This window comes from Streptomyces sp. NPDC058758 (genome assembly GCF_042746075.1).
In the GTDB taxonomy this organism is placed as follows: domain Bacteria; phylum Actinomycetota; class Actinomycetes; order Streptomycetales; family Streptomycetaceae; genus Streptomyces.
On sequence record NZ_JBHYPS010000028.1, the window covers coordinates 48,609 to 64,863 of the forward strand.

Below are 16,255 nucleotides of genomic sequence, written 5' to 3' on the forward strand. Positions count from 1 at the left end.
CGGCCTACTATGTGCGCCATGGCCCGACCGCGCAAGCCCCTGCTCAGCCGAGACCGCATCGTCGAGACGGCGGGCGCGCTCGTGGACGCGGAGGGCCTGGCCGCCCTCTCGACCCGGCGGCTCGCGGCCGAACTCGGGGTGAGCGGGCCCTCGCTCTACAACCACTTCCGCACCAAGGACGAGATCCTGGACGCGGTCGCCGACGCCGTCAGCGCCAAGATCGACCTGTCGATGTTCGAACCGGACGACCCCCGCGACTGGCGCACCGCGCTGTACGACTGGGCGCTCTCCTACCGGGCCGCCCTCGCCGACCACCCGCAGATCGTCCCCGTGCTCGCCCAGGGCCCCGGCCGCCGCCCGGCGGGCCTCAAGGTCGCCGACGCGGTCTTCGGCGCGATGGTCCGGGCCGGCTGGCCCCCCGCCCAGGCCACCCACATCGGAGCCCTGATGCGGTACTTCATCACCGGCTCCGCCCTCGGGTCCTTCGCGCGCGGCTTCGTCGACGACGAGACGGCGTACGACCCCGCCGACTACCCCCACCTCGGTCAGGCGCACCGCCTCGCGGAGCACCGCGAGAAGGTCGACGAGGGCGCCTTCGCCACCGGCCTGCGGGCCCTGCTCGACGGTCTGGGGGCGCGGTACGAGAAGGACGCGCACGTTTCGGGCGGCGCCGAAGCGTGAGCGGGGGATGCTGGACCCATGGGAGCCAGTGAACTCGCCGCCTTCGCGGCGCTCTTCGCGGAGGAGAGCCGGGCCGCGATGGTGCTCGCGCTGCTCGACGGACGGGCCTGGACGGCCGGGGAGCTGGCCCGGCACGCGCGCGTGGCGCCGTCCACCGCCACCGAACACCTGGGGAAGCTGGTCGCGGGCGGCGTCCTCACCGAGGAGCGGCAGGGCCGGCACCGGTACGTGCGGCTGGCCGGCCCCGGGATCGCGCACCTCGTGGAGGAGCTGGCCGCCCGCGCCGGGCCGGGCGCGGACGAGGCGCCCCGGTCGCTGGCCGCCGTGAACGCCGGGCGGGCGATGGCCAGGGGCCGCACCTGCTACGACCACCTCGCGGGCCGGCTCGGGATCGCCGTCACGGACGCGCTGACCGCGCGCGGGCTGCTGCGCCAGGACACCGGCTTCGCGCTCACGGACCGGGGCCTGGCGTGGTTCGCGGAGCTCGGCGTCCCCCTCGTGCGGAAGGGGCGTCGGCCGCTCGCGCGCGGCTGCCTGGACTGGACCGAGCGCCGCCCGCACCTCGCCGGGGTCGCGGGTGCGGCGCTCTGCGCGCACGCGCTGGACAGCGGCTGGTGCGTACGGATCGGATCCGAGCGGGCGGTGAAGGTCACCCCGGCGGGAGAGCGGGCACTGCACCGGGAACTCGGGATCGAGGCGGACGCGGTGAGGTGAGGCCCGGCGGGGCGGGGGCGTGGAGCCGCGCGGAGGCCGGGCAGGACGGCGGCGGGGCGGGCGGCCGCGATATTGCGGTGTGGGCCGAAGGGTGGGCGGCCTACCGTCGGTCCATGCCGAAATCCGTCTCCTCCGCCCGGCTCGCGCTCGCCGCCGCCGGGGTCACCGTCGTCCTGTGGGCGTCCGCCTTCGTCTCCATCCGCAGCGCCGGGTCCGCGTACTCCCCCGGCGCGCTCGCCCTCGGGCGGCTGCTCGCCGGGGCCCTGGTCCTCGGGGCCGTCCTCCTGATCCGGCGCGAGGGGCTGCCGCCCCGGGCCGCCTGGCCGGGGATCCTCGTCTCCGGGCTGCTCTGGTTCGGGGTGTACATGGTGGTGCTGAACTGGGGCGAGCAGGAGGTCGACGCCGGTACGGCCGCGATGCTCGTCAACATCGGGCCCCTGCTGATCGCCCTGCTCGGCGCCCGCTTCCTGGGCGAGAGGCTGCCGCCGCGCCTGCTGGCCGGCATGGCGGTGTCCTTCGCGGGGGCGGTGGCCGTCGGCCTGTCGATGTCCGGGGAGGACGGCCACGCCTCGGTGCTGGGCGTGGCCCTCTGCCTGATGGCGGCGGTGGCGTACGCGGGCGGGGTGGTGGCGCAGAAGCCCGCGCTGGCGCACGCGAGCGCGCTCCAGGTGACGACCTTCGGCTGCGCGATCGGCGCCGCCGCCTGCCTCCCCTTCGCCGGACAGCTGGTCGCGGAGGCGGCGCGGGCCCCGCTGTCGGCGACCGCGAACATGGTCTACCTCGGGGTGTTCCCGACCGCGCTCGCCTTCACGACCTGGGCGTACGCGCTGGCGCGGACGACCGCCGGGCGGATGGGCGCGACCACGTACGCCGTGCCCGCCCTGGTGGTGCTGATGGCCTGGGCACTGCTCGGCGAGCTGCCCGGGGCGCTCACGCTGGTGGGCGGCGCGCTGTGCCTGGCGGGGGTGGCCGTGTCCCGGTCCCGGCCGAGGGCGGCGGCGCGTCCGGCGTCAGGGGCGGACGCCGGTCTGGAGGAGGCCGCGGGCGAACGCCGCCAGTGAGGTGCCGATCCGCTCGACGGGGAGCCCGAGCTCGCGTCGCTGGAAGGCGAACAGCTCGGGCGCGAGCGGGGCGAGCGCGGTGTCGACGAGGGCGTCGGGGTCCTCGGCGCCGTGGGCGACGAGCAGGGTCCTGACGTGGACCCGCCAGAAGCCGTACGCGCCGGTGCGGAAGCGCTCGGGGCCGGTCTCGGCACCGAGCGCCAGCGGCAGGTGCTTCTCCAGGAGGTCGAGCATCGCGAGGTAGAACGCGGCGAGCCGCTCCCCCGCGGGCGCTCCGGGGCCCAGCGGCGGGGGGCCGTAGACGAGCTGGCCCTGGAGCAGGCGCTCGTGCTCGTCGAGCAGCGCGACCGCGACCGAGGACGGGTCGGGGAAGCTCCGGTAGAGGGTGGCGCGGCCCACGCCGGCGGCCTTGGCGATGCGGTCCATGGTGACCGTCCGGGGGTCCCCTTCGGCGAAGAGCCGTTCGGCCGCGGCGAGGATCTGGGCGCGGTTGCGCTCGGCGTCGGCGCGGCGGCGCGGAACGGCGGCCGGGCGGCCGGCCGGGACCAGGAGGTCGCCCCCGGCCAGGGGGTCGCCGTCCGGCCCGAGCGCCTCGGCCAGGACGCGCTCGGCGGGGGAACCCTGCGCGCCGGAGGGGCGGTTCGCCGGGGGGCGGGCCGCCTCGTTCGTGGTCCGCGGCGGCTCCGCCCCGGGACCGTGCCGCTCGTGATCGCTCATGTGCCGAGCCTACTTCCCTTTCACCCAAACGGACACCTTGTCCGCTTGCGCGCCACCGTGGCACTCTAAGTGGACACGACGTCCGTTTGCGGCGTCGGTTGCCGTGTCCTGCCCGGACGTTCCGCGAGGGAGACCGCTCTCATGCACACCGCACTGCTCGCCACCGCCCTGCTCGTCGGCTGCCTCCTCGCCGTCCAGGCGTCGGCCAACCTCCAGCTCACCTCCGCCGTCGGCACCCCCTACGGCGCCTCGACGCTCCAGCTCGGCGTCGCCACCGCCCTGCTGACCGCCCTCGCGCTCGCCGCCGGGACCCTCGGCGCGCTCGGGAGACTCCCGGACGTGCCGCCCTGGCAGCTCCTCGGCGGACTCGCCAGTCCGCTCTACATCACGAGCGGCATCCTGCTGTTCCCCCGGCTCGGCGCCCTGGCCGGCGTCGGACTCTTCGTCACCGGCCAGATGTTCGCCTCGCTCGCCCTCGACCTCTTCGGGCTGTTCGGTCTGGAGCGGCAGGGGCTCGGCCCCGGAATCGTGCTCGGCGCCACCGCCGTCCTCGCCGGCATCGTCGTGATCATCCGCGGCGGGCGCGGCGCGGCCCCCACGGGCGCCCCCGGCCTCTCGCCGACCGCCCGCACGGGCTGGCTCGCCCTCGGGATCGTCGCGGGCGGGGTGCTGCCGGTGCAGGGCGCCGTCAACGCCCGTCTGCGGGAGCGGCTCGACGCCCCGCTCGCCGTCGCCGTCCTCAGCTTCGCCGTGGCGACCCTCACCATCGCCGTCGTCCTGCTGGTGCTCCGGGCCACCCGGCGCACCCCGGCCCCGCGCGTCGCCCCGCTGAGGAAGATGCCGTGGTGGGGCTGGCTGGGCGGGGCCTGCGCCGCCGCGTACGTCACCGGCACCTTCCTGCTCATACCCGCCATCGGCGCGGCCGTGACCATCGCGCTGACGGTGACGGGTCAGCAGCTGACCTCGGCGCTCATCGACCACCGGGGGCTGTTCCGGCTGCCCCGGCGCCCGCTCACCCGGCCGCGCGCCCTCGGCCTCGCCCTGCTGCTCGCCGGCTCGCTCGCCATCCAGTTGTCCTGAACGCCCCTCCGCGACCGCACGCCTCTCGAAACCCCGACATCCCCGGGAAGGGACACGCCATGATCGTCACCACGACCGCGCCCGCCACCGTCGACACCCCTCCGCCCGGTGTCGTCGTCGTCTACTCCGACCTCTGGTGCTCCTTCGCCCACCTCGCCGTGCACCGGCTGCACGCCACCCGGGCCAGGCTCGGCCTGGAGGACCGGGTCTCCTTCGACCTGCGCGCCTTCCCGCTGGAGTTGCTCAACGACGCGCCGAGCCCGCGCCCCGGCACGGACAGCGAGGTGGCCCGGATGGCATCACTGGAGCCGGACGCGGGCTGGCAGCTGTGGCAGGCCAAGGACTGGCTCTACCCGTCCACGACGCTGCCCGCGCTGGAAGCGGTGCTCGCCGCCAAGGAGCAGTCCCTGCGCGCCTCGGAACTCCTCGACCTCGGGCTGCGCCGGGCCTTCTGGGCCGAGTCGCGGTGCGTGAGCAACCGCCGGGTGATCCTGGACGTGGCGAAGGAGACCGGCGCGGTCGACGTCCCGGCCCTGGAGGAGGCCCTGGACGACGGCCGGGCCCGGCGCGCCCTCGCCGAGCAGACGGCCCTCTCCCGGACGGACGCGATCCGGTGCAGCCCGCACCTGTTCCTGCCGGACGGCACCGATGTGGCCAACCCGGGCGTGGAGGTGGGCTGGGAGGGCGCCTACGGCGTCGGCTGGCCGGTGGTGCACGGCGACGACCCGCGGGTGTACGAGTCCCTCCTGCTGCTGGCCGCCGCCTGAGCCGTCGCCGCCGGGTCAGAAGAGGACGAGGGCGCGGCCGCCCTTGCCCGCGAGCATGGCGTCGAAGGCATCGGGGATGCCGTCCAGGGTGATCCGCTCGGTGACGAGCGCGCCCAGGTCGAAGCGGCCCTCCCGGATGTGCCCGGCGATGACGGGCAGGTCGGCGGCCGGGTTCGAGTTGCCGTAGACGCAGCCGGCGAGGGTGCGGCCCCAGTGGAAGATCTCCAGCGCGTTGAAGGAGACCTGCTGGTCCTTGCCCCCGATGCCGACGACGGTGGTGCGGCCGCCGCGCCGGGTGGACTCCCAGGCGGTCCGGATGGTGACGGCGCGGCCCACGCACTCGACGGCCACGTCGACGCCGTGCCCGCCGGTCAGCTTCCGGATCTCCCGGGCGGTGGTCTCCGAGGCCACGACGTACTCGGTGGCCCCGGCGGCCCTGGCCAGCTCCTCCTTCTCGGGGGAGACGTCCACGGCGACGATCGTGGACGCCCCGGCGATCCGGGCGGCCTGGAGGGTGGCGAGGCCGACGCCGCCGACGCCGAAGACGGCGACGGTCTCGCCCCGGCGGACCCGGGCGGCGTGGTGCACGGCGCCCCAGCCGGTGAGCACGGCGCAGCCGAGCAGGGCGGCGTCGGTGAGCGGTACGCCCTCCGGGACGGGCAGGACGCAGTTCGCGGCGACGACCGTCTCCTCGGCGAAGGCGGCCACGTTGAGGCCCGGATGCAGCTCTCGCCCGTCGGCGGCGCGGGCGTGCACGTTCGCCGCGCCGTTCAGGGCGTTGACGCAGAGCCAGACCTCGCCGAGCGAGCAGGGGTGGCAGGAGCCGCAGGACGGAGCCCAGTTGAGGACCACGCCGTCGCCGGGGGCGACGTGGGCGACGTCCTCGCCGACGGCCACGACGGTGCCGGCGCCCTCGTGGCCGAGGACGGCCGGGACGGGGACGCGCATGGTGCCGTTGGACAGGGACAGGTCGGAGTGGCAGACACCGGCCGCGGCGAGCCGGATCCGGACCTGGCCGGGGCCGGGCTCGGGCAGCTCGATGCCGGTGATCTCCAGCGGGGCACCGACGGCGGGCAGGACGGCGGCACGGATCACGGGACTCCCTTTCTGCGGGGTCGGGGCGGGGCGCGGGCCGGGGCTCAGAACTGGAGGGACTTGGTCTGGAGGTACTCGGCCAGGCCGTGCTCGCCGAGCTCGCGGCCGACGCCGGAGCGCTTCCAGCCGCCGAAGGGGGCGAGCGGGTTGAACCGGCCGCCGTTGATGTCGACCTGGCCGGTCTCCATGCGGCGGGCGAAGGCGACGGCCTCGGCCTCCTCGCCCCAGACGGCGCCGCCGAGGCCGTACTCGGTGCCGTTGGCGATCGCGAGGGCCTCCTCCTCGTCCTCGTACCGGAGGATCGAGAGGACCGGGCCGAAGATCTCCTCCTGGGCGATGGTCATCTCCGGGGTGACGTCGGCGAAGACGGTCGGGGAGACGTAGTAGCCGGTCTCCAGCGGAGCCTCGGGGCCGCCGGTGACGAGCCGGGCGCCCTCCTCGACGCCCTTCGCGATGTAGCCGCGGACGCGGTCGCGCTGACGGGCGCTGACCAGCGGGCCGAGGCGCTCGCCGGGGGTGTACTTCGCGGCGGCCTCGGCGGCGAGGGCGACGGCCTCCTCGTACCGGTCGGCGTGGACCAGCATCCGGGTCCACGCGCTGCACGTCTGGCCGGAGTTGGACATGACGTTGCCGACGCCGACGGCGACGGCCTTGGCGAGGTCGGCGCCGGGCAGGATGACGTTGGCGGACTTGCCGCCGAGTTCGAGGGCGACCCGCTTGACCGCGGCGCCGGCGAGGGCGCCGATCCGGCTGCCCACGGCGGTGGAGCCGGTGAAGGAGACGAGGTCGACGCCGGGGTGCTCGGCGAGGGCCTGCCCCGCGACCGCGCCGAGGCCGGTGACCAGGTTGAAGACGCCCGCCGGGAGGCCCGCCTCGTGGACGGCCTCGGCGAAGAGCTGGGCGGTGAGCGGGGTGTCCTCGGCGGGCTTGAGGACGGTGGTGCAGCCGGCGGCGAGGGCCGGCGCGACCTTGGCGACGATCTGGTGGAGCGGGTAGTTCCAGGGCGTGATGGCGGCGACGACGCCGACCGGCTCCGCGTAGACGGTGGAGTTGCCGACCTTCTCCACGAAGGGGTGGGTGGCGGCGAGTTCGGCGTACGAGCCGGCCACGGCGACCGGCAGCCCGGCGTGCACCGCCGCGGCGAGCTTCGGCGGGGCGCCGAGTTCGGCGGTGACGGTGGCGGCGATCTCCTCGGCACGGGCGGCGAGGGCGTCGCGCAGGGCGGCGATCCGGGCGGCCCGCTCGGCGGGCGGGGTGGCGGACCAGCCGGGCAGCGCGGCGCGGGCGGCACGCACGGCGGCGTCGACGTCCTCGGCGGTGCCGGCGGGGACCCGCGCGATGACCTGCTCGGTGGCGGGATCGACGACGGGGAGGGTGTCGGAGGAGGCCGCGGGGCGCCACTCCCCACCGATGTACATCGCGTCGTGGGCCTTCATCCGCTTCCCCATTCCCTCTGCACTCGACCGTTCGCCTGCGGCGGGCCGATCCGTCGGCCCCGCCGCCCCAAACTAGCGCCGTTAGTTTTAGGGCGCCAGAGTCCGCCGGAGTGGGGCGGATCTCATCGCGCGGGGCTGCCGGAGGAGAGGCCGGGGGCGCGCAGGCCGAACGGCCCCGCGCCGGGGCCGCGCGGCCCGCTGGGGGCGACGGTACCCGACGCGGGGCCGGTGACGGCTCCCGTGCTTCAGATCGTCCGGTCGACACTGGTGAGGTGGGCGAAGACGACGATGTTCGCGTCGTAGCCGGACCCCCGGTCGTAGCTTCCGCCGCAGGTCAGCAGGCGGAGTTCGGGCCGGCCGGTGGAGCCGTACACCTCCTTGTCGGGGAAGGCGGACTTCCGGTACGTGCGCACCTTGTCCACGGTGAAGACGGCGACCCGCCCGTCGGCGCGGGCCACGCGGACGGTGTTGCCGGGGCCGAGCGAGCCGAGGTCGAGGAAGACGGCCGGCCCGGTGAGGGTGTCCCGGTGACCGACCATCACGGCCGTGCCGCGCTCGCCGGGCGCCGGACCGCGCGCGTACCAGCCGGCCTTCTCCGGGTCGTCGACCGGTGGCACGCCCAGCTGCCCCTTCCGGTCGAGCGCGAGGTCCAGGACGGGCGCCTCGATGGTGATCGCGGGCACGGCGAGGAGGGTGGGGCGCGAGCGGGAGAGCGGGGCGGGGGCCGGCGCCGGTTTCGCGGGGCGGGCGGCGGACGCCGGGGCGGGGGTGCGGGCCTCGCCGCCGGCACGGCTCCGGGAGCCGTCCTCCGGCCCGGCGCCGCGCTCGCCGCCGTCGACCGCAGGGGCGCCCGCGCCCGCGGGCGCGGGCTTGGCGTCGGCCCCGGCGACGGGCCGCGGGGCGGCGGGATCGTCGTCCCCGCTCCACCACACGCCTCCGGTCACCAGGACCGCGGCCAGTGCCACGGTCCTGGCGAGCCGGAAGAGCCGCCGCTGCCGGCGCGTGAGGCCGGCCTTACGCCGCGCCATTGCTGCGGCGGCGCGAGCGGCGGATCAGCACCACGCCGGTGAGGCCCGCGAGGCCGGCGGCGGCAGCCGCGCCCACGCCGAAGGCCGAGGAGTCCTGCTCGGCCGCGAGCTGTGCGGCACCGCCGCCGCCGGCGCCGACCGGGCCGTGCGGGGGCTTGTGGTGGCCGTGACCGCCGTTGCCGTTGCCTCCGTTGCCGTTCGGCGGGTTGGTGAAGTGGTCGCAGTCGACCTTGAAGACCTTGCTCTTCTTGGCGCCCATCTGGCCCGTCCAGGTCCACTCGACCTTGTACATGCCGTCGGGGAGCTCGATGTCCGGGGTGTAGCCGTTGCCGGCGGAGTCGACCACGATCGCCCCGCTCTTGACCGTGCCGCCCTTGGGAGGCTGGGGCGCGATCGTCCAGTTGAGCCCCTGCAGCCCGTCGAAGCCGAGGGCCGCGATGTAGAACGTGCAGACCCGGGGCTCGTTGCGCTGGTCGGTCTCCGGGGTCCGCGGCGGCTCGTCGGCGCGACCGGCGTGGTGGATCTTGACGTCACCGTTGTCGCCGGGGGCGGCGTACGCGGCCGGCGCGCCCGCCAGGGCCAGGCTGCCGAGAACGGCGGTGACGGCGGCGGCGCCGGCGAGGGGACGGAAGGCAAGGGCAGTCATGCGGGTTCCTCCGGAAAGAGCGGGGTCGGTCATCTTTGGAGATAATCCGACTATCCGTCACCAATCCGGTACGGAGAGTATTTGCGCGCCGCGCCGCGCCCAAGTCCCCCGTCCGGCTCAGACGATCCCGAAGAGGACCGCCGCCGCGAGCACGACCAGCGAGGTGAGGGCCGCCCACTTCACGGTGAAGCGGGTGTGGTCACCGAACTCCACCTTCGCCATGCCGACCAGCACGTACACCGCCGGGACGAGCGGGCTCGACATGTGCAGGGCCTGGCCGACGAGGGAGGCGCGGGCGATCTCCAGCGGGGAGACGCCGTGCGCGGCACCGGCCTCGGCGAGGACGGGCAGGACGCCGAAGTAGAAGCCGTCGTTCGACATGAAGTAGGTGAGCGGCAGGCTCAGCAGACCGGTCACCAACGCCATGTGCGGGCCCATCGCGTCCGGGATCGCGCCGACCAGCCAGTCGGCCATGTGCTTGACCATGCCCGTGCCGGTGAGGACACCGGTGAAGACGGCGGCGGCGAAGACCATGCCGGAGACGTTGAGGACGTTGTCCGCGTGGGCGGCCAGGCGCTCCTTCTGCTCGGCGGGACGCGGGTAGTTCACGGTGAGGGCGAGCGCGGCGCCGATGAGGAAGAGGACCGGGATCGGCAGCAGTTCGAGGATCATCGCGGCGAGCAGGCCGACGGTGAGGGCGGCGTTGAACCAGTACAGCCGGGGCCGGAGGGTGGCCCGGTGCGGGTCGAGGCCCTGGAAGCCGGGCGCTCCGGCGTCCCCTGCCGCCGCACCGGCGCCCTCCCCGGCCGGGGCGTCGCCGGACGCGCCGGCGGCGCCGCCCGTTCGCCGCGCCGCGCGGTCCTCGCCCTCGCCCTTTCCGCCGCCCGAACCCACGAGGACGGACTCGTCGGCGGTCTCGTGCGCGAGGGCCTGGTCGAGGGTGAGGTAGCCGATCCGCTTCCGCTCGCGGCGGCCGAGGACGTAGGCGAGGGCGATCACGAAGAGCAGGCCGACGGCGAGGGCCGGGATCATCGGGACGAAGATGTCGCCGGCGTCGAGCTTGAGCGCGGTCGCGGCGCGGGCGGTGGGGCCGCCCCAGGGCAGGGTGTTCATCACGCCGTTGGCCGTGGCCGCCACGCCGGTGAGGACGACGAGGCTCATGCCGAGCCGCTTGTAGAGCGGGTACATCGCCGAGACGGTGATCATGAAGGTGGTGGAGCCGTCGCCGTCGAGGGAGACGGTCGCGGCGAGCACCGCCGTACCGACGACCACCCGGACCGGGTCGGCCTTGCAGAAGCGCAGGATGGCCCGGACGATCGGGTCGAAGAGGCCGACGTCGATCATGACGCCGAAGTAGACGATCGCGAACATCAGCATCGCCGCGGTCGGGGCCAGCTTGCCCACGCCGTCGATGACGTAGTCGCCGAGCTGCGCGCCCTGCCCAACCGCGACGCAGAACAGGGCGGGGATCAGGACGAGCGCCGCGATCGGCGACATCTTCTTCATCATGATCAGGACCAGGAAGGTCGCGATCATGGCGAAGCCGAGGACGGTCAGCATGGAGGCACCTCACGTTCACCGTTGAACAGCCGCCGAGCGGCGGTCCGGATGACCGTAGGTGCCCCCGTCTGGCCTCAACAAGGGGTCGACCCGTGAGCAATACGAGCAAAACCCCAGGTCACGGCGGTGGCCTCAGTCCAGCGGGGTCACCTCGACCCGGAAGCCGTTGAGGACGGCGGTGCCGGAGAGCGGGTCGAGCAGGGAGCCGTCGAGGAGCTGGTTGACGTTGACGCCGGGCCGGGCGGCGGCCACGGTCAGCCGGGTGCCGGGGCGGTCGTGGCCCCAGCCGTGCGGCAGGCTGACGACGCCGGGCCGCACCGCGCCGGTGACCTCGACCTCGGCCGTCAGCTCGCCGCCCGCGCCCTTGATCCTGGCGGGGGCGCCGTCGGCGAGCCGCAGCCGGGCGGCGTCGTCCGGGTGCACCTGGAGGGTGCAGCGGTTCGAACCCCCGTTGAGGGCGGGGGTGTTGTGCAGCCAGCTGTTGTTGGACCGCAGGTGGCGGCGGCCGACCAGCCGGAGGGCGCCGGGCTCCGGTGCGGCGGCGAGGGCGGCGCGCAGCCGGGGCAGGTCGGCGGCGATCGGGGCCGGCAGGAGTTCGATCCGGCCGCTGCGGGTCTTCAGCACCTCGTCCAGGCGGGGCTTGAGCGGGCCGAGGTCGATGCCGTGCGGCCGGGCCTTCAGCTCGTCGAGCGTGAGCCCGTACGGACCGAGGCGCAGCATCAGGTCGAGCCGCCGCTCGGCCCCGCTCTCCCCGGTGAGCGCGGCGGCGAACTCCTTGGGGTCGGCGCCGTACGCGGGCGAGTGCGGCTGGACGACGGCCTTGGCGAGGGCCGCGTCGACGGCGAGGTCGTCGACGGCGGAGGGCGGCGCCCCGTGCATGCCGGAGGCGGCGAGGACGAGCCGGGCGTGGATCTCGCACTCGTCCATCCGGCCGGGCTCCAGGGGGACGGCGGCCGGGGTGTAGCGGACCTGGTCACGGACGGCGAACCCGTTGAGGGCGAAGTCGAAGTGGGCGCTCTGGGAGGGCGGCGGAGGCGGCAGCAGGACGTCGGCGTGGCGGGTGGTCTCGTTGAGGTAGGGGTCGACGCAGACCATCAGGTCGAGGGTGCCGAGGGCTGCGTCGAGCCGGAGCCCGTCCGGGGCGGAGAGGACGGGGTTGGCGGCGATGGTGATCAGGGCCCGGATACGGCCCTTTCCCGGGGTGTCCGTCTCCGGCGTGTCGATCTCCTCGGCGAGGGCGGCGAGCGGGAACTCCCCCTTGACCTCGGGGTGTCCGGAGACGCGGCTGTGCCGGCGGCCGAGGAGGAAGCCGCGGCCGGGCCCGGCGGGGCGGGGCGCGGGGGCGGTGGCGGAGCGGGGGAAGAGGACCCCGCCGGGCCGGTCGAGGTTGCCGGTGAGGACGTTGAGGACGTCGACGAGCCAGTTGGCGAGGGTGCCGTGGGCCACGGTGGAGCTGCCCATCCGCCCGTAGACGGCGGCGGCGGGCGCGGCGGCGAGCTCCCGGGCGACGGCGCGGATCGTGCCGGGGTCCAGCTCGCAGGCGGGGGCGACGGCCTCGGGGGTGAACTCCCGTACGGCGTCCCGCACCTGGTCGACGCCCTCGGTCCGGTCGGCGAGCGGGCCGGGGTCGGCGAGGTCCTCGGCGAAGAGGGTGTGGACCAGGGCGGCGAGGAGGAGGGCGTCGGTCCCGGGCCGGGGGGCGAGGTGGCGGTCGGCGAGGCGGGCGGTGCGGGTGCGGCGGGGGTCGACGACGGTGAGGGTGCCGCCGCGGCGGCGCAGCGCGGCGAGGCGTCCGGGGAAGTCGGGGGCGGTGCACAGGCTTCCGTTGGAGTCCAGCGGGTTGGCCCCGACGACCAGGAGGTGGTCGGTGCGGTCCAGGTCGGGCACGGGGATGGCGAAGGGGTCGCCGAAGAGGAGGCCGGCGGCGACGTGCTTGGGCATCTGGTCGAGCGTGGAGGCGGTGAAGAGCCTGCTCGTGCCCGTGGCGCGGAGGAGGAGCGGCGGGTAGAGCGCCCCGGCCATCGTGTGCACGTTGGGGTTGCCGAGGACGATACCCAGGGAGTCGGGGCCGTACTCCTCGATCAGCGGCCGGATTCTCGCGGCGATCGTGTCGAAGGCCTCTTCCCAGCTCGCCTCCCGCAGCCTGCCGTTCTCGCGGACGAGCGGGGCCCGCAGCCGGTCCGGGTCGCCGTCGATCTGGGGGAAGGCGGCGCCCTTCGGGCAGACGAAGCCCCTGCTGAAGACGTCGTCGCGGTCCCCGCGGGCGCCGGTGACCCGGCTGCCGTCGAGGGTCAGGACGAGTCCGCAGGTCGCTTCGCAGAGCGGGCAGATGCGCGGGGCGGTGGACATGGCGACTCCCGTGGGCGGTGGCGGGACGGCGGCTCGCGGCGAGCATACCGACCGGTAGGCACGGCGGGGAGGGGAACGGCGGAGCGGGATGCGGCGAGGCTCGCGCCCCCGCCGGAGGGGAGCCCGCTCACGGCCGGGGCGGAACGCCTGCTCGCGGTCGGGCGTCGGCCTGTTCGCGGCCGGGCGGCGGCCTGTTCGCGCTTGGGCGGGGCGCCCGCGCGTGGCGTCGGCTCGCGGTCGGGCGGGGCGGGCGCCCGGGAGCCGTTCGCGGTCAGGAGGCGAGCGAGGGGGCGAGGTAGGCGTGGAGCAGCAGGCGGGTCTCGGCGATGAGCGCCGGGTCGCCCTCGGGGGCGGCGCGGAAGGCGAGGCGGACCAGGGTGTCGGCGGTCTCGACGCCGACGAGCACCTTGCGCCGCAGGGTCTCGTCGGCGGTGCGGCCGAGGTGGGTGGCGAGGAGGCCGCAGATCCGCTCGGCGACCAGGCCGTTGGGGTCCTCGGCGATGCCTCCCCCGTCCTCCTCGGGCCCGGGGACGCCGAAGTCGACGAGGGCGAAGCCGGGGACGCTCCGCTTCATCGCGAGGAACTCGTCGAGGACGCCGTCGATCGCGGAGTGCGCGTCGAGGACGGGCGTCCGCTCGAAACGGGCGGAGATCCGCTCGGCGTACCGGTCGAGGTTGCGGTGGGCGAGGGCGGCGACCATGGCCCGCTTGTTGCCGAAGAAGCGGTAGACCGAGCCGATCGGGACGCCGGCGCGGACGGCGACGGCCCGGGTGCTCAGCTGCTCGTAGCCGGTCTCGTCGAGGAGGCCCGCGCAGGCGTCGAGGATGCGGGCGAGCCGCTCGGCGCTGCGCTGCTGGACGGGCGTGCGGCGGAGTGCGGGGGGCGCGTCGTGCGGGCTGGTCTGGGGCACGGGGTCCATGATGCCGCTCCGATCCTGTTCAGGCGATGAGCAGTCCGATGCCGCCGAGGGTGTACGCGATCATCAGCGCGAAGAGCGGGAGTTGGCCGGCGACGGCGCGGGCGGGCGGGAAGAGGCGGACGGACCGGTCGTGGGCGGCGACGACGCCGAGGACGTGACCGGTGACGATCGCGGCGACCTGGAGGAGGGCGAGGCCCGCGGGGCCCAGGGGCGGAGCGGGTGAGGGGGCGTTGTCAGTGCCCGCTGCCATCATGACGGTGCGTGGCCCTTCGGTCGCGAGGAGTGAGAAGTAGTGGGCGGTGAGGTAGCCGAGCGCGATGGGCAGCAGCGAGTGGGCGAAGGAGGTGAGGGGGGTGGTGAGTTCGCGGTTCAGCAGCCGGAGGGTGCCGGCGCAGAGTCCGTAGCAGGCGGCGGCGAGGGCGACGGCGGCGAGGAGGCCGAGGGTCGCGGTGGCGGTGGGGCCGAGGGAGGAGGTCTGGAGGACGGTGATCCAGCGGGGGTTGTCGGAGAGGCCGTCGTAGGCGGTGGTGCCGAGGAGGACGCAGACGGTGGCGACGAGTCCGGGGGTCTCGGGGGTGGAGTCGAGGCCATGGAGGGGGGAGCGGAGGACGAGCCGGCCGTCGGCGCGGCGGCCGAGCGGGGAGAGCCGGGCGAGGAGGGAGGAGTAGGCCTCGAAGGGGTCGGCGTGGGCGAGCCAGTCGGCGCCGTGGCGGGCGGCGCCGAGGAGCTGGACGGCGAGGTGGACGGCGAGGGCGGTGAGGAGGACGGGGCGGGAGGTGTTGTCGGGGGCGACGAGTTCGAGCCAGGCGAAGAGGAGGAGTCCGGCGGCGGCGGGGCGGATGCCGACGGCGGCGGGGACGGGCCTCGGCGCGCGGGGCGGCCGTAGGGAGAGGAGGGCGCGCAGGGGGTTGAGGAGGCGCCAGACGGGGCCGAGGAGGAGGGAGGCGGGGACGAGACCGACCCAGAGGAGGACGTAGAGGGCGCCGGGGGCGGGGTTGCGGTCGGGGTCGTCGGGGCCGAGGAGGAGGTGGGCGAGGAAGAACAGGGCGAGCGCGGCGCCGAGGAGGCGGAGGGCGGTGCGGGTGGCGGGGGCGTCGGCGAGGCGCTGGAGGGCGGCGGGCAGGGGGCGGCCGGCCCGGTCGCCGCGGAAGCGGGAGGCGGACCAGAGGAGGGCGAGGCCCAGGAAGGAGACGAGCAGGGCGGTGAAGGCGCCGGCGTACGCGTAGAAGGGAGAGAGCGGCAGGTCGTGCTGGGAGCCGACGCCGTGGGCGAGCGGCCGGAGCGGGGACGGTGACGGGTACAGGGGCAGGGGCGGGGTCGGAGGCGGACCGGCCGTCATCGGACGACCAGCTGGGTGAGCACGAGTCCGGACTCGTGGGTCTCCACCTCGAAGAGGCCGGTGCGGTCGGCGGTCAGGCCGAGGGTGGCCGGGGTGCCGGGAGTGAGGGCCGCCTCGCGGTCGTAGCCGTGGACGTGCACGGTGTCGGCGCGGTCGGAGGTGACCCGGAGGGTGATCCGTTCGCCCTTCCTCAGCTCGACGCGGGAGGGGGCCGGGGTGACGGTCGAGCCGGTGACGCGGATGTCGAGGGTGCGACCGGCGGGGATGGGGTCGGAGGCGGGTGGGGACGCGGGCGGAGGGGACGGGGGTGTGGAAGGGGAGGTGGGGGCCGGGGTGGAGGTGGAGGAGGGGACGAGGGGGAGGGTGGTCTGGACGGGGGTGCCGGCGACGGACCAGGCCGTGTGGTCGTCGGCGTAGAGGCGGACGGTGAGGGTGCGGGCGCCGGGCGGGACGTGGAACCAGGGTCCGTACGCGCGGGCGGTCTCGCGGCCGTCGACGAGGAGGCGGGCGTGGCCGCGGCCGGCGAGGGCGGCGCCGCCGGTGGACTCCGGGGTGAAGCGGAACCTCTCCACGGTGAGGTGGACGTTCCAGCCGCCCTCGGTGTCCGGGCTCGCCTCCGCGCGGACGGTGGGCGCGTCGGCGGCCGGGAGGTCGCGGAGGCGGTGGCCGGAGTCGTCGCGGGCGGCGAGCAGGGTACCGCCGGCGCCGGTGGCCTGCTCGTGGCCGGTGCCGGGCTTGTGGTGGGTGGTGGGCCGGCCGCCGCAGCCTGCGGCAAGGAGGAGGACGGCCGCGAGGGCGGCCGCCGCGAGCGGGGCCGTACGGCGACGGCGGGACAGGGCCGTGCGGCTGGGCGCGGCCGTGCG

The 16,255-nt window shown here is 75.6% G+C and carries 15 protein-coding genes; 5 read left to right on the forward strand and 10 right to left on the reverse strand.

Annotated features, from left to right (window positions below; all coding sequences use genetic code 11):
• Positions 1-18: 18 nt before the first annotated feature.
• From ACFW6A_RS27450 to ACFW6A_RS27460, 3 genes are all read left to right on the forward strand, one after another.
• The gene (locus ACFW6A_RS27450) at positions 19-681 is read left to right on the forward strand and encodes a TetR/AcrR family transcriptional regulator (RefSeq protein ID WP_351841846.1); all 663 of its coding nucleotides are present in this window, start codon (positions 19-21) and stop codon (positions 679-681) included.
• A gap of 18 nt (positions 682-699) precedes the next feature.
• Positions 700-1,395, forward strand: a complete 696-nt coding sequence (locus tag ACFW6A_RS27455) for a helix-turn-helix domain-containing protein (protein WP_351841848.1) — start codon at positions 700-702, stop codon at positions 1,393-1,395.
• Between the two features lie 113 nt (positions 1,396-1,508).
• A complete protein-coding gene (locus tag ACFW6A_RS27460) occupies positions 1,509-2,456 on the forward strand; it encodes a DMT family transporter (RefSeq protein WP_351841850.1) in 948 nt (315 codons plus the stop codon).
• Here the strand turns inward: ACFW6A_RS27460 and ACFW6A_RS27465 are convergent.
• Entirely contained in the window at positions 2,406-3,023 is a 618-nt protein-coding gene (locus ACFW6A_RS27465; RefSeq protein ID WP_351842071.1) for a helix-turn-helix domain-containing protein, read from the reverse strand. The genes ACFW6A_RS27460 and ACFW6A_RS27465 overlap by 51 nt on opposite strands.
• Positions 3,024-3,314: 291 nt before the next feature.
• Here ACFW6A_RS27465 and ACFW6A_RS27470 point away from each other — a divergent pair, with 291 nt between their 5' ends.
• Positions 3,315-4,253, forward strand: a complete 939-nt coding sequence (locus ACFW6A_RS27470; protein WP_386643600.1) for a DMT family transporter — start codon at positions 3,315-3,317, stop codon at positions 4,251-4,253.
• Between the two features lie 59 nt (positions 4,254-4,312).
• Positions 4,313-5,020, forward strand: a complete 708-nt coding sequence (locus ACFW6A_RS27475; protein WP_351841854.1) for a DsbA family protein — start codon at positions 4,313-4,315, stop codon at positions 5,018-5,020.
• 15 nt (positions 5,021-5,035) lie between these two features.
• Here the strand turns inward: ACFW6A_RS27475 and ACFW6A_RS27480 are convergent, their stop codons facing one another.
• From ACFW6A_RS27480 to ACFW6A_RS27520, 9 genes are all read right to left on the reverse strand, one after another.
• Positions 5,036-6,115: a Zn-dependent alcohol dehydrogenase gene (locus ACFW6A_RS27480; RefSeq protein WP_386643603.1), complete on the reverse strand. Its 1,080-nt coding sequence runs from the start codon at positions 6,113-6,115 to the stop codon at positions 5,036-5,038.
• Positions 6,116-6,159: 44 nt separating this feature from the next.
• Positions 6,160-7,551 carry an aldehyde dehydrogenase family protein gene (locus tag ACFW6A_RS27485; protein WP_351841858.1) on the reverse strand — a complete coding sequence of 464 codons (1,392 nt, stop codon included), beginning with the start codon at positions 7,549-7,551 and terminating at the stop codon, positions 6,160-6,162.
• Positions 7,552-7,796: 245 nt separating this feature from the next.
• Positions 7,797-8,579: a class F sortase gene (locus tag ACFW6A_RS27490; protein ID WP_351841860.1), complete on the reverse strand. Its 783-nt coding sequence runs from the start codon at positions 8,577-8,579 to the stop codon at positions 7,797-7,799.
• Positions 8,566-9,225, reverse strand: a complete 660-nt coding sequence (locus ACFW6A_RS27495) for a hypothetical protein (RefSeq protein ID WP_351841862.1) — start codon at positions 9,223-9,225, stop codon at positions 8,566-8,568. Before ACFW6A_RS27495 ends, ACFW6A_RS27490 begins: the two co-directional genes overlap by 14 nt.
• A 117-nt stretch (positions 9,226-9,342) precedes the next feature.
• Complete coding sequence (locus ACFW6A_RS27500) at positions 9,343-10,785, reverse strand: CitMHS family transporter (RefSeq protein ID WP_386643607.1); 1,443 nt, start codon at positions 10,783-10,785, stop codon at positions 9,343-9,345.
• A gap of 132 nt (positions 10,786-10,917) precedes the next feature.
• Positions 10,918-13,134, reverse strand: a complete 2,217-nt coding sequence (locus ACFW6A_RS27505; RefSeq protein ID WP_351841866.1) for a molybdopterin oxidoreductase family protein — start codon at positions 13,132-13,134, stop codon at positions 10,918-10,920.
• A gap of 271 nt (positions 13,135-13,405) precedes the next feature.
• A complete protein-coding gene (locus ACFW6A_RS27510) occupies positions 13,406-14,053 on the reverse strand; it encodes a TetR/AcrR family transcriptional regulator (RefSeq protein ID WP_351841868.1) in 648 nt (215 codons plus the stop codon).
• Between the two features lie 19 nt (positions 14,054-14,072).
• A complete protein-coding gene (locus tag ACFW6A_RS27515) occupies positions 14,073-15,392 on the reverse strand; it encodes a hypothetical protein (RefSeq protein WP_351841870.1) in 1,320 nt (439 codons plus the stop codon).
• Positions 15,389-16,228, reverse strand: coding sequence for a hypothetical protein (locus ACFW6A_RS27520; RefSeq protein ID WP_386479780.1), 840 nt, complete (start codon positions 16,226-16,228; stop codon positions 15,389-15,391). The genes ACFW6A_RS27515 and ACFW6A_RS27520 overlap by 4 nt, the downstream gene beginning before the upstream one ends.
• Between the last annotated feature and the right edge of the window lie 27 nt (positions 16,229-16,255).